This is a genomic window from Prevotella sp. oral taxon 317 str. F0108 (assembly GCF_000162415.1).
In the GTDB taxonomy this organism is placed as follows: domain Bacteria; phylum Bacteroidota; class Bacteroidia; order Bacteroidales; family Bacteroidaceae; genus Prevotella; species Prevotella conceptionensis.
The window spans coordinates 756,623-770,767 of record NZ_GG740073.1 but is presented as its reverse complement, the minus strand read 5'-3'; the positions used below and the strand labels follow the sequence as shown (position 1 = coordinate 770,767).

9 protein-coding genes are annotated in these 14,145 nt (G+C 46.8%); 6 read left to right on the top strand and 3 right to left on the bottom strand.

The window, feature by feature from the left end; all coding sequences use genetic code 11:
- Window positions 1-1,668: 1,668 nt before the first annotated feature.
- Together HMPREF0670_RS09490 and pta are read right to left on the bottom strand one after the other, a co-directional pair.
- Window positions 1,669-2,871, bottom strand: coding sequence for an acetate kinase (locus tag HMPREF0670_RS09490; protein ID WP_009230941.1), 1,203 nt, complete (start codon window positions 2,869-2,871; stop codon window positions 1,669-1,671).
- A gap of 19 nt (window positions 2,872-2,890) precedes the next feature.
- The gene (gene pta, locus HMPREF0670_RS09485) at window positions 2,891-3,928 is read right to left on the bottom strand and encodes a phosphate acetyltransferase (RefSeq protein ID WP_009230940.1); all 1,038 of its coding nucleotides are present in this window, start codon (window positions 3,926-3,928) and stop codon (window positions 2,891-2,893) included.
- Window positions 3,929-4,159: 231 nt separating this feature from the next.
- Between pta and HMPREF0670_RS09480 the strand changes: the two genes are divergently transcribed.
- From HMPREF0670_RS09480 to HMPREF0670_RS09455, 6 genes are all read left to right on the top strand, one after another.
- The gene (locus tag HMPREF0670_RS09480; RefSeq protein WP_009230939.1) at window positions 4,160-5,926 is read left to right on the top strand and encodes a GNAT family N-acetyltransferase; all 1,767 of its coding nucleotides are present in this window, start codon (window positions 4,160-4,162) and stop codon (window positions 5,924-5,926) included.
- Window positions 5,927-6,209: 283 nt separating this feature from the next.
- Entirely contained in the window at window positions 6,210-7,346 is a 1,137-nt protein-coding gene (sucC, locus tag HMPREF0670_RS09475) for an ADP-forming succinate--CoA ligase subunit beta (protein WP_009230938.1), read from the top strand.
- Window positions 7,347-7,438: 92 nt separating this feature from the next.
- Window positions 7,439-8,317, top strand: coding sequence for a succinate--CoA ligase subunit alpha (sucD, locus tag HMPREF0670_RS09470; RefSeq protein ID WP_009230937.1), 879 nt, complete (start codon window positions 7,439-7,441; stop codon window positions 8,315-8,317).
- 169 nt (window positions 8,318-8,486) lie between these two features.
- Window positions 8,487-9,800 carry a hypothetical protein gene (locus HMPREF0670_RS09465; protein ID WP_009230936.1) on the top strand — a complete coding sequence of 438 codons (1,314 nt, stop codon included), beginning with the start codon at window positions 8,487-8,489 and terminating at the stop codon, window positions 9,798-9,800.
- Between the two features lie 54 nt (window positions 9,801-9,854).
- Entirely contained in the window at window positions 9,855-10,862 is a 1,008-nt protein-coding gene (locus HMPREF0670_RS09460; RefSeq protein WP_009230935.1) for an SPFH domain-containing protein, read from the top strand.
- 187 nt (window positions 10,863-11,049) lie between these two features.
- Window positions 11,050-11,313, top strand: coding sequence for a hypothetical protein (locus HMPREF0670_RS09455; protein WP_009230934.1), 264 nt, complete (start codon window positions 11,050-11,052; stop codon window positions 11,311-11,313).
- 240 nt (window positions 11,314-11,553) lie between these two features.
- On the opposite strand, the gene HMPREF0670_RS09450 is transcribed toward HMPREF0670_RS09455, so the two are convergent.
- Window positions 11,554-12,120, bottom strand: a complete 567-nt coding sequence (locus HMPREF0670_RS09450) for a DUF6642 family protein (RefSeq protein WP_009230933.1) — start codon at window positions 12,118-12,120, stop codon at window positions 11,554-11,556.
- Window positions 12,121-14,145: the final 2,025 nt, after the last annotated feature.

Below are 14,145 nucleotides of genomic sequence, written 5' to 3'. Positions count from 1 at the left end.
CCAAATGAACAATGTTGAGCTTGCTCGAACATTGCCATGGCGAGAAAACACACTTTTCGAGGAACGAGAAAAGAACAAAAGTATAAACCTTTTTTTTGCCCCATACAGTGAAGTCGTCTTGACTTTAAATATTTCTACAAATTGAGAGGAGTTTATGTCTTTGTATTGTAAAACCAAGATAAATACCCCAACCATGCACGAAGTGCCGAACTATGAGGTACGATTAAGTCTGAAATTATGCCCCATTTGTCTGGGCAAAACGTGGCTATGTTTCAGAAAGCGACCTGGCTGAAGTTATTCCATACGTTCTCTACAAGTTGAGAGCTTGGCTGCCAATGGCAGATTATTTCTGCGTTTGCATGGTGTTGTCTCCGTTGGCCGTGGGCAGCATGCCCTGCAACCGTTTGCACTGGCGGTAGCAAGCACACGTATTCTCTGTGCCGTTGCCCACTCGCGCGTGTATGCAGCATACTCGTTTTGTCTAACTTTTAGTGCGGATTTTAACATTATGAGTGCCCTTTTTGTCCACCAATCGTTCACCTTGCCGCAAAAAATCGATTCTCGCGGAGGTTTGTTTTGGTGTCAAAAGGGGGCAGTTGTGCATGCAGACAAAATGAATTTTTATTTAAAACGACCGTCACTAACACCCGTTTTGGGGCCATTTGCAGCAAAATGTTGTGCATTTTGGTGCTAAACGCAGTGCAATATGCCGCTAAACGCAGTGCGTTTTGATGCTAAATGCTGTGCGTTTTGGTGCTAAACGCAGTGTGTTTTGGTGCTAAACGCAGTGTGAAATGCCGCTAAATGTGATACAAAAAGCATAAAAATACACTACGATTGCATAAACAAAACCTTTATGAACCATGAAAAACAGGGCAGAAAAGGGCGAAATAGTTGTTGAAAAGTGGGTTTTTAGGGGCTAAAAGTAGGTTTTTGGAGTTGAAAAAATACGAGCCGGCAGCCAAAATAGAAAGGCTAAATGGTGCAAAATGCAGGTTCTTGGCTTAAAAATAGACAAACCCCAAAGCGTGAAAAGCTAAAAATAGTGGCATTTTGCCTACTTTTTGAGCTGTATTTTCGCTAGAACGGAGCGAAAACCAGAGCACTATTGTAAAATAAAAGATAACGATTTAAGTTTTTGAGTTGATGAGCTTGTGAGTTGGCGAGTTGGTGAGCTTTTGAGTTGGTGAGTTTGTAAGCTTGTGAGTTGGTGAGTTTTTGAGTTGGTGAGTTTTTGAGTTGATGAGATTGTGAGTTGGTGAGCTTGTGAGTTGATGAGTTTTTGAGCTTGTGAGTTAGTGAGTTGATGTCTTTCGGCGGTTGTTGGTTTTCGTGAGTTTATAAGCCAGTGGGTTGACTTGCTGTGCACTCCCCCTCTGTTTGTAGAAATATTAAAAGTAAAGACAACTTCGAGGTCTAGCATCGGCACAAGCCCCTTGTACTGGCACAACAAAGCCCCTTGTACCGGCATTACAAGGGGCTTGTACGGAGGCTACAAGATGCTTGTAGTGCGACTACAAAAGGCTTGTAGCCGCACTACAAATAGTTTTTAGCAGACACCTTTACGGCAAAATGCGGTTTACGAACAAAAAATTAAACCATCCTTTTTTTGCCTACACCGTGTCTAGAACGGCTTGCAAAGGCTTTATTGCCTTGCTAACTGCCCCCTTATTTTAGCTTGCTAACAAGCTTTTCGGTATCGCTGGCGATAACCAGTTCTTCATCGGTGGGGATAACGCACACCGTAACCTTCGAGTCGGGCGTAGAGATAATGGCCTCTTTGCCACGAACCTTGTTGGCCTCGGCATCCATCTTAATGCCCAGGAACTCTAATCCGCTGCAAGCATCAAGGCGTGTACCCGTTTGGTTTTCGCCAACACCGGCCGTCCAAACGATGATGTCTACACCACCCATAGCGGCAGCGTATGCACCAATGTATTTCTTAATGCGATAGTTGTACATGTCTAAGGCCAGCTTAGCGCGCTTGTTGCCCTCTTCGGCTGCGCTTTCAATCTCGCGCATGTCCGACGAAATGCCCGTAATACCCAACACGCCACTTTGCTTGTTGAGGAATTCGGCCATCTCTTGTGGCTGCATTCCCGTCTTTTCCATGAGGTAAGTAACGGCCGAAGGGTCGATGTCGCCCGAACGCGAGCCCATCATCAAGCCTTCGAGCGGCGTCAGTCCCATAGACGTATCAACGCATTTGCCGAACTTAACGGCCGCCATGCTGGCTCCGTTGCCGATGTGGCAGGTAATGATGCGTTGGGTTTTGATGTCGCGACCGAGGTAATCGCACACGCGTTGCGACACGTAGCGATGGCTGGTGCCGTGGAAACCGTAACGACGAACGTGGTAGTCTTCGTAGAACTTGTAAGGAACTGCGTAGAGGAAAGCGTGTTCGGGCATGGTGCTATGGAAGGCATTATCGAACACAACCACCTGCGGCGTGGTGGGCATAAGGGCATCTACGGCCCTAATTCCACGCAGGTGACCAGCGTTGTGCACGGGTGCAAGGTCGCAAAGGTCTTCTATTCCTTGTTCCACTTCGGGCGTAACGATGCAGCTATCGTTAAACTTGTCGCCGCCTTGCACGATGCGATGACCCACGGCATCAATCTCGCTCAGGTCGTTAATGGCGCCTATCTCCCTGTCGAGAAGGGTTTGGAAAACGAAGTTCACACCCTCCTTATGGTCGGGCATGTCGTGCATAATCACCTTTTTCTCGCCGCTTGGGAGCGTTAGTTTCAGGAAAGCCTCGTCAAGTCCGATGCGTTCAACGCCTCCTTGTGCCAAAACCGACTTGTCGTCCATGTTGTAGAGCTTGTACTTAATGGACGAGCTACCACAGTTTAATACCAAGATTTTCATTCTTATATATCGTTGTTTTTTATTTATCGGAGGGTATAGCGCATGCTTTGGCCTTGGCGTCTTGTGCTTGACAAGCAGTGATGGCCACCATATAATAAATGTCGTCTACCGAGCAACCGCGACTCAAATCGTTAACAGGGCGTGCTATGCCCTGCAAAATCGGGCCAATGGCCTGGGCGTTTCCTAGGCGTTGCACCAGCTTGTAGCTAATGTTTCCCACTTCGAGGTTGGGCACCACCAGCACATTGGCATTACCTGCGATGGCACTTCCAGGCGCTTTCTTCTGTCCAACGGATGGAACCAGTGCGGCATCGGCCTGCAATTCGCCGTCGATACGCAGGTTGGGAGCCATAGCCTTGGCCAATCGGGTGGCCTCAACCACCTTGTCTACCACTTCATGGCTGGCACTACCCTTGGTAGAGAAACTCAACATGGCCACGCGCGGGTCTTTAAAACCAGCCACGCAGCGCGCCGTTGCAGCGGTGCACACGGCTATTTGGGCCAGCTGTCCGGCATCGGGCATGGGCGTAACGGCCACATCTCCCATCACCACCACACCGTCTTCGCCATACTCTTTTTGGTCGGTTACGAGCAGCATGGCACCGCTTATGCAAGTAACGCCCGGTTCGCATTTGATGATTTGCAATGCGGGGCGAAGGGTTTCGCCCGTAGTGCTGAGTGCACCAGACACTTGTCCGTCGGCCCTGTTGGTTTTAATGAGCATGCAACCAAGGTAAAGATTGTTCTTTACCAGTTCGCGAGCCTGTGCCAAGGTCATCCCTTTTTTCTTGCGAAGTTCGGCCAACAGCTGTGCCAGCTCTTCGCTGTCGGGATTGTCCTGCGGGTCGATGATGATTGCCTTGTCGATGTTTACAAGTCCACGAGCCTCTGCCAGTTTGTGAATTTCAGAGGGATTGCCAATGAGAATGATGTCGGCGATGTCGTCGGCCAATGCTCTGTCGGCGGCACGAAGTGTGCGTTCTTCGCTAGCTTCGGGCAAAACGATGCGCTGTTTGTCACTTTTGGCGCGCTCTATGATTTGGTGTAATAGGTCCATTATTGTTTACCTTGTTTTTTAAGAAGTTATCTTTATGTTACGTTGATTGGCTATATGCACAATGCAAAAGTAACAAAAATATGTGGGATAGCCTTTGTCCGACAAATAAAAATTGATAATTTTGTGCCGTGGCACAATTAAAGCGTATCCTCATGGCAAATCCTGCCACAAACGGAAGCAGCCGAACAGGCTCCCCAAAGCACGCCACACACCAGCAACCAACAAAAGGCTATGATAAAATTCAAAGACTTGTCAACGGGCGATCGCCAACTCATCCAAAGCTACACGCTATGGGGCGAACGCCAAAACTGCGACCTCTCGTTTGCCAACCTCATCAGTTGGAAGTTCCTTTACAACACACAGTTCGCCATCGTAGACGACTACTTGGTGTTTAGGTTCCACTTCAATCGCCACTTGGCCTACATGATGCCCGTGGCAAAACCACAGCTGCAAGACGACGGAACGTATAAGGTGAAACCCTGCGACGAATGTTCAATCAATGTGATAAAGGCCATCAGAGACGACTCCATCGCCATGGGGCATCCCTTTTTGCTGATGGGCGTTTGCCATTACATGCGCGACCTAATCGAAATGCGCTTTCCCGACACCTTCGAAATAAAGCCCAACAGAGATTCGGCCGACTACATCTACACGCGCGAAAAGCTGATTAACCTTTCGGGAAAGAAGTTGCAAAGCAAGCGCAACCATATCAACAAGTTTAAAAACCTTTACCCACATTATATATATAAGGAGCTTACGCCCGACCTCATCCCCCAATGTCTGGCCCTGGAAAAGCAATGGCGGAGCGTGTCGAAAGACGATAACGACGAGCAAGACCTAGACGAAGAGCTCTCGGTTGAACTGCGTTCGATGACCCGCGCCTTCAACCGATGGGACAGATTGGGACTTACGGGCGGCACCATTTGGGTAGACAACAAGCTGGTGGCCTTCACCTTTGGCTGTCCCATCAACCAAAACACCTTCGACGTGTGCGTTGAGAAGGCCGACGTAAACTACGAAGGTGCCTTCACCATCATCAACCAAGAGTTTGTTAAACACCTGCCCGAACAGTATTTCTACATCAATCGCGAAGAAGACATGGGCGACGAAGGGCTGCGAAGGGCAAAAGAATCGTACAAGCCCGATATCCTTTTGGAAAAGAACAGCGTGATGGAGAAACACCCCTTGGCACTGTTCGAAGACGTGAACCGCATCAAAGAAGAGACGCGCGAGCTGTGGAAACTGGTGTTTGGCGACTCGGAGAAGTTCATGGACCTATACTTCTCGCGCGTGTTCAGACCCAAGTACAACATCGTTTGCCAAATAGACAACCACGTGGTGGCGGCCCTTCAAACCCTGCCTTACAACCTGTTGTATCACGGACAAGAGGTGAAGGCGGCCTACATCAGCGGCGTTAGCACTCATCCCGACTACCGACAACAGGGCGTGGCCGACAACCTGATGCGGCAAGCACACTTCGACCTTTATTATAAAGACACGGTTTTCGCCGCGCTTATCCCAGCCGAAGAATGGCTCTTCGAATGGTATGGCAAGTGCGGATATGCCAAACAGATAACCTGCACGCCACCCCCAGAAGGCGCAGAGGATATGGATTTCGCCACATTCGACCGTTGGCAACGCGCCAAGACCTGCATTTTGCTACACGATGCCGAGGCTTTCGACGTGGCAAAAGAAGACATCAGGCTTGCAGGCGACCAATACCAACGCCCCGAAAACGACGTGCCAGGCATGATTCGCGTGGTGAACGCCAAGCGCGCACTGCAACTTTACTTGCAACAACACCCCGAAACAAACACCGTGATACGTGTGGAAGACGACCACGACATACCGATGAACAACGCCTATTACATCGTGGCGAATGGCAAAGTGAAGAAGACAGACGAGCCAGATGCTAACGCCACTAGGCTGCGAATAGAGCAATTGGCCGACTTTATTTTTGGGGAAGAACGGGCAGAAATGACCCTCATGCTCAATTAAACCGCCCCTTTGCTGTGGGTTTGTGGAGAGCCGTGCGTGCGTTTCAACTTGTTCGTTCCAACCTGCGATTGCCTTTCAACTTGTAAGCATTGCGGCCATATAGCACAAAGAGCAGACAAACACAAGGGCTAAAACGCTTGAACAATGTCAAAACGCACACGGAAAGGGCGTTTGTTAAAAAATCATTATTCCGTAAATTACCCCTGCAAACAACGCCGTGGGTTAAAACAAAAAAACTAAATTTGCACTTAGAACTCATTCTCAAATAATTAATTATCAAACTATGAAAGTTCATGAATATCAGGCAAAAGGTATTTTTGCAAGTTATGGCGTGCCAGTAGACAACAGCATTCTATGCAAAACGCCCCAAGAGGCAGTAGAGGCTTTCAAGAAACTTGGCACAGAACGATGCGTGGTTAAGGCGCAAGTGCACACCGGCGGACGCGGAAAGGCGGGCGGAGTGAAACTTGCCAGCAACGAGGCCGAAGTACTTCAGCATGCCACTAGCATCCTGGGGATGGACATCAAGGGCTTCATCGTAGACCGCATATTGGTGGGCGAGGCCGTAAACATCGCCGCCGAGTATTATGTGAGCATCGTTATCGACCGCAAGTCGAAAGGTGCCATACTCATGCTAAGCCGCGAAGGTGGTATGGATATCGAGGCCGTGGCCAAAGAAACGCCCGAAAAAATCTTTAAGATTGCCATCGACCCATCCGTGGGACTTACCGACTTCAAGGCTCGCGAGGCCGCTTTCAAACTGTTCGACGACATGGCACAGGTAAAACAAGCCGTGCCTTTGTTCCAGAAGTTGTACAAGCTATTCGTTGAAAAAGACGCATCGCTAGCCGAAATTAACCCGCTGGTGCTAACCAAAGACGGACAACTGAAAGCCATCGATGCAAAGATGACCTTCGACAACAACGCCCTTTACCGTCATCCCGACATCTTCGCGATGTTCGAACCCACAGCCGACGAGAAGAAGGAACAAGAAGCTAAGGACAAAGGATTTAGCTATGTGAACCTGGGAGGCGAAATAGGATGTATGGTTAACGGCGCCGGACTGGCTATGGCCACGATGGACATGATTAAGCTTTACGGCGGAAACCCAGCCAACTTCCTCGACATCGGCGGCAGCTCGAACCCACAAAAGATTGTTGAGGCGATGAAACTGTTGCTCGCCGACAAGCATGTGCGCGTGGTACTCATCAACATCTTCGGCGGAATAACGCGCTGCGACGACGTGGCCCAAGGACTTATCGAGGCTTTCAAGGAGCTGAAAACCGACATGCCCATCGTTATCAGGCTGACGGGAACCAACGAGAAAGAAGGTCGCGAGCTGCTGAAAGGCACCAAGTTCATCGTGGCAGAGACAATGGCCGAGGCCGGTAAGAAAGCCGTTGCGGCCGCTGGTTATTAACCCAAGCCAACAACGCACAGGGGGCAACACCCCCAAAAGTGCACAATAATATAGTAGTGAACAATACACTCATAAACTAAAAACATCCTAAAATGAGTATTCTAATCAACAAAAATACAAGGCTCATCGTGCAAGGCATCACGGGCCGCGACGGTGGTTTCCATGCCACCAAGATGAAAGCGTATGGCACTAACGTCGTTGGAGGCACCTCGCCAGGCAAGGCAGGGCAAGAAGTGAGCGGCATTCCCGTATTCAACACCGTGCGCGACGCCGTTGAAGCCACGCAAGCCAACACCTCCGTTATCTTCGTTCCCGCAGCTTTCGCCAAAGATGCAATGATGGAAGCCGCCGACGCAGGCATCCAACTCATCATCTGCATTACAGAGGGCGTGCCCACATTAGACGTGGTTCAGGCCTACAACTACATCCACCAGAAGGGCGCTAAGCTCATCGGCCCCAACTGTCCCGGACTTATCTCGCCCGAAGAGAGCATGGTTGGCATCATGCCCACCAACATTTTCAAGAAAGGCGGCACGGGAGTTATCAGCCGTAGCGGTACGCTAACCTACGAAGTGGTGTATAATCTCACCCAAAACGGCATGGGACAAAGCACTGCCGTGGGCGTAGGTGGCGACCCCATCGTTGGACTTTACTTCCAAGACTTGCTCGAAATGTTCGAGAACGACCCCGAAACCGACAGCATCGCCATTATCGGAGAGATTGGCGGAGATGCCGAAGAGCGCGCCGCCGAATACATTAAGGCACACGTAACCAAGCCTGTTGCCGCCTTCATTTCGGGCAGAGAAGCTCCCAAAGGCAAGCAGATGGGCCACGCTGGTGCCATCATATCGAGCGGAAGTGGCACGGCAAAAGAGAAAGTTGCCGCTTTCGAGGCTGCCGGAATACCCGTGGCAAGGGAAACAAGCGAGATTCCCATGCTGCTTAAAAAGCAACTAGAAGCAAAACGTTAACAAGCTTATCGTGGGGTAGCTGGGGCGGATGGGCTGGTAAAAAGCCCCCTTCCCTCCTAGCTACCCAAGCTTTTACGTACCCCTACCCTATTCATTGGCTAACCCCAATCTGCCCAAGTAAGCCTACACACCCAACAACTACACACCCTTAGAGAATTGGAATACCAACATGAGTAAACGTATCAAAGTAATTAAATGCCCACATTGCGGAAGCACAAAGGTAAAGGAAACACGCCCCGACTATTACCAATGCGAAGCATGCTCCACCGACTTCTTCCTTGATAACGACGACATCAACATCAACCACCACTACATTGCCCCCAACGACGACCCTTTCCAAATAAACAAAACCAAATTTTTGCTAATGGTGGTCGGCATTGCATGCCTCATATTCCTACCCACCGTCTTCATCAAATGCCTTAGTAGCTCCACCCCTTCTTCATCGTCTGGCCTATTTACCAGCACCCCCGAAGAGGAAGAACGCTTCAACACCGAGCACATAATGCCCTTCGTCGCCAAAGACGGACGGGCTGTTGTGGCCGTTTTTGGCATCATCAAAAAGGGAGATTACCGCAATGAAAAGACCGATTACCTGATGCGGGTGTTCGACATGAAGAAAGACAAAAAGATAAAAGAGCAACGTCTGCCCGTAGATAAACTTAACGACGTGCAATCTCGAACCTTCAGCAACGGTTGGATAAACGTGGTTATCAACAAAAGCACGTGGTACACCATAGACCCAAGCTCGTTCGAACTGAAAGAGATGACGCTCTACAAGAGCATTCCCGAGCTACAAGATGGTTTCGCCAGCATAGAACTAATTGATCAATACGGCGACTCGGAGGGCTTCAAGGTGATGACTAACCTCGGCAAAGAACGTTACTACCTGCCACTCATAGCCAAGGTCTACACGAAGGAGGAACATTACGATGCCTGTGAAGCCAAGCTCCCCAACCCCACCATTGAAACGGCTTTCAGATTTTCCAAACCAACCACCGAGTATCCCGAACAACAAATTCAATTGGTGAAATACACGCACTACGTACAAGAGGGTTACCCCAAAACAGACTATTGGTCATTTGGATGGTGCAGGGATTTTGGTGGAAAGTCGGGCATTTTCTTCGGAAACGCAGGCTCGGTAAAAGCCTTCATCAGTACATACAGTCGCCAAGTTGCGCGTCTCATCAACTATTCCGACTTCACACCCAATACCATCTACTTCTCGCCAAAAGTGATTTGGTTCGACAAATCACAACTCTTTATACGCTATAAACCCACAGCCAAAGAAGACGCCGAATACATTTACCAATTGTTAGACGCCAACACAGCCCAACGTAAATGGTCGATAAAGGCCCCAGCCGAACTCGACGACGACAACATACACTACTGTGTGCGCTCATCCGAAGGGTTCCTCATATCCAACTACCGCTGCGTTTGGTTCCTGGGCAACAACGGCAAGACCATTACCGTAAAGAAATTCTAGGCACATTTCATTATTAAAACCATTTCGTTACACATATTATTATATATATACATCATGGGCATAACCAATATCTTTCGCAACCAACTGTCGGCTGTAATACAATGGCAAGCCGACAAACAGCAATACTTGTGGTACAAATATCCGTCTAAAACCGACGAGATAAAGAACGCCAGCAAACTGATAGTGGGGCCTGGACAAGGCGCAGTGTTGGTTTACGAAGGCAAGATTGTAGACGTTTTGACCGAAGAAGGCACCTTCAACCTCAAAACCGACAACCACCCCTTCTTCACCACACTTGTAAACATGCGCCAAAACTTTGAAAGCGAACACAAGCTCAACATCTACTTCTTTCGCAAGGCGCAAGTAACAAACCAACAATGGGGCACTGCATCGCCCGTTAAATTCATCGATGCACAATACGATATACCCGTAGAAATGGGTGCCAACGGCACATTCTCCTACCAAATAAGCGATGTTGAACACTTCTTCATCAACATCGTTGGCACACGAACCGAGGTTGACAACGAGGAGATACGCGAACTGATGCTAGGTCGTTTGGCGCAAAACATCGTCACAACCATCCACAAATTGGGTTACTCGTACAACCAGATAGACGGACACCTCACCGAAATAGGCCAAGAACTAGCCAACCTACTCAACGAAGAAACGCAGAAATTGGGTTTCACCCTCACCGACTTCCGCGTCGACGGAACACTATTCGACGAACAAACACAAGAGCGAATAGGCCGAATTGCCGACGTTACGGCCGATGCAAAAGCCGCACAAGCTGGCGGACTCACCTACACCGAGCTTGAAAAACTACGCGCCTTGCGCGATGCCGCACGCAACGAAGGCGGACTGGCAGGCAGCGGCGTACAAATGGGTGTTGGGTTAGAGATGGGCAGACAGATGGGAGCCGCTAGCCAATTGATGAACGAACGCAACACGCCTGGCGACGACTTGTCGCGCCGACTGGCTCGCCTGCGCCTACTAAGAGACGAAAACGTGATTACCGACGCCGACTACGAAGCGAAGAAACGCGAACTGCTCAACGAGATTTAAGCCGCCTTCGCACGCTTTCGCCAGCAACATTGCGACGCGCCAACTTACAAACTCGTCAACTCGTTAACTGGTCAACAGTTCAACTCGTCAACTGGCGAACTTGTCAACCCGTCAACTGGCAAACTCGTTAACCGGTCAACTGGTTAACTCGTCAACTTATATTCCCCCCACATAAACTCATCAAACAATGAAATACATCAAAGCCATAACATGGAGCATCGTGCTACTTATCGTGCTCGTTGCTCTCTTTGCCGTCATCAAGATATGGGGCATCACCCTGCCCGAAGGTTGGAACATGTCTGTTGATACCCTCATCAACATCATCATCACCGTTGGTATCGCCGACCTTCTACTCATCTTCCTCCTCATCTTCATCCCCTTCGCAACACATGGTTCGCAAAAGGAATACGATGAAAATAGCGGAAAGGTGGCCCAAAGAAAGAAAGAGTAAGCCGCGCTTTTCACCCAATAACCAGCCTCGCTCCCTCACTGTATCTAAGAGAAGAGAGGGAGTGGGGTGTAATCTTGGAACATCACAAGTTTTTCTTAAACGAGATGATAGGCATGAAACAATATCTCATTCATACTAATTCTTCTGAAAAAGACAAGAAAGAGAGTTAAGTTAAGTTGAGCTCAACATCAGACAAGGCTCCAATTGTGTAAACCCTTAGCCCTTTTCTGCTTATAAAAATCAAAAAGCTTCAAAACCAAATACTTTTGTGAAGTACGGCATTTCCTTCTCTGCAAGAGCATTAATGCGCTTTGCGGCATACCCTTCGTTTGTATGGATTGTATTCAACAACCACGCCTCAAAAATGAAACTTGATGTAATATCAACATCCTTGGTATAACCTGTTACCATTCTTGATTTTGTTAATCGCTTAAACGTTTTGATATCTTCATAGGTCATTTTCATAGTGCTACAACTACCGAAATGTACGTTTCTATTTTCAAAAATTCCATTGTATTCTTCATTCTCTGCAAAGCTCAATAAATCAAAATCTGTTTTATCGGCAAAACAGATACTTCTTTTCTGCCCATGAAAACATAAATAAATTAAGTCATAAGCACTATAACTTGGTTGTTGTAGATGCTCTATGTAATACCTAAAATCAAACTTAGTAGCAACCTGTCTAAAGCAGTAATCTATTTTTATAGTATTCCTCAGAAAGTCAAGTAATGGTAGCACAGCAGACTTACTCTTTAAGTCGTGCACTGTCTGTTCCCACTCTGTTTCTAAACAAAATATTCTATTCATCTTTGAATTAATACATTAATTTTATATTGAGCTCGTCTTGTTTTATTAGATTTGTATAATTGAGAGGAACTTATTATTTTCGGGCCACAAAAAAAATAAGATAAACAACCATCTCATGTACGAAATACTGAACAAAGATACGATAAAATTCGAAATTCTAACTCTTTTGTCTACAACAAAACGCGGGCATACCTAGAAAAATGGCCTGTTTGATAACAACCGCTGCATTCTCAGCAAGTTGAAGGCAGGTTTCCTGTGTCACGTAATGAAAAGACAAAATGACCTTTTATGTTTCTTATGTTCTTATGTAAAAAAGAACTGTACTTACGCAAAAAAACTGTTCTCATGTCAAAATGGTCGTATTTATCTCAAAACAAGAAAAGGGAAACGACAACCTGTTGAGGCCGTCATGACTTTTAAAATTTCTATCAACTGAGAGGAGCTGGTTATCCTTGTGATGCCAACACAAGCTAAACACCCCCTCTCATATACGAAGTACAGGACAAATCTAGTCACAGTCTTATAACCTCATGAAGACCCAACAACTCCCGAATACATCAACTCATCAACATACAAACCCCAAAACTCATCAACTCGAAATCTTAAATTATTAATTTTTATTTTACAATTCCGTTCTATTTTTCACGTCGTTCTAGCGAAAATATAGGTTGAAAAGTAGGCAAATAGCTACCATTTATTACCATTCATGCCTTTTATTTTGTCCATATTCAAGAACATAAGCCGCATTTTGCACCATTTTGCCTTTCTAGTTTGGTTGCCAACTCGTCATTTTTCAAGCTCAATTACCCACTTTTAGCCCCTAAAATTCCACTTTTTAACGGTCATTTTGCCCTTTTCAGCCATATTTTTAATGGCGAACAAAGGTTATATTTATACCTTAGCCGTGCATTTTTATGCTTTTCGCGTTGCATTTGGCACCATTTTGCACTGCATTTTGCACCATTTTGACTTGCATTTAGCACCAAAACGCACTGCGTTTAGCATCAAAACGCACTGCATTTAGCACCAAAACACACTGCATTTAGCGGCAAAACGCACTCCATTTTGCCGTTAATGACCCCAAAACGGGCGCTAATGGCTGTGTTTTAAAATAAATATTCATTTTGCCCGCATGTAGAACCAACCTCTTTTTGCATCAAAACAAACCCTCGCGAGAATCGATTTTTTGCGACAAGGTGGGCGGTTGGTGGACAAAAAGGGCAGCCATAATGTTAAATTTTATACCGAAAAGCGGACAAAGATAAGAGCCAACAAGTGGACGAGTGGACAAGATAACAAGATGACGAGTGGACAAGGTAACGAGTGGACAAGACAACGAATGCACGAGCAGACAAATTCATAGCTTTACTTGTCCACTGAAATCTCACTTGTTAACTCGTCTACTCGTCAACTGCCAATCAACTCGTCTACTTGCCAACTAGTCATCCTCTTGCCAACTCGTTAACTCGTTAACTCTTCAACTGATAATCAACTCCTCAACTCGTCAGCTAATTAGTTTGCCAACCTGCTAACTTGTAAAACCCGTCCATCTGCAGTTTGCTCTTCATTCTTCAAGCAATCTATCTATAAAGAGGCTATCTTTAATAAAATAAATTATCTTATTCGTTCGAAGAAAGAAAATAATTTCGTTTTAACGATGGTCAAAAATAAACATTTGTAAGCACACAACTACAAAACTTCAAGAAACAATCTTTTTTACATCAGCCCAACAAACAAATCCGTAAAAACATCGAAAAAGCAGCATATTAAACACCAATTAACCTTTCGATACCAAATTCTTAAATCTTGTAATATAAATGATTTTTAACACAAAAATAGGTCTACATATATTAAAAATCGGTAAATTTGCTACAAACAATCGATGATGCCCAGACCTAATAAAGATGAAAAGGTCGTAGATACTAAACAATTACATTAACAACAGCATACCGAGCGAACATGTGCCAGCACGTCAGATCCACGCCACGGAAAGGAAATCCACTCCGTGGAAAACGAAAAGAAAGC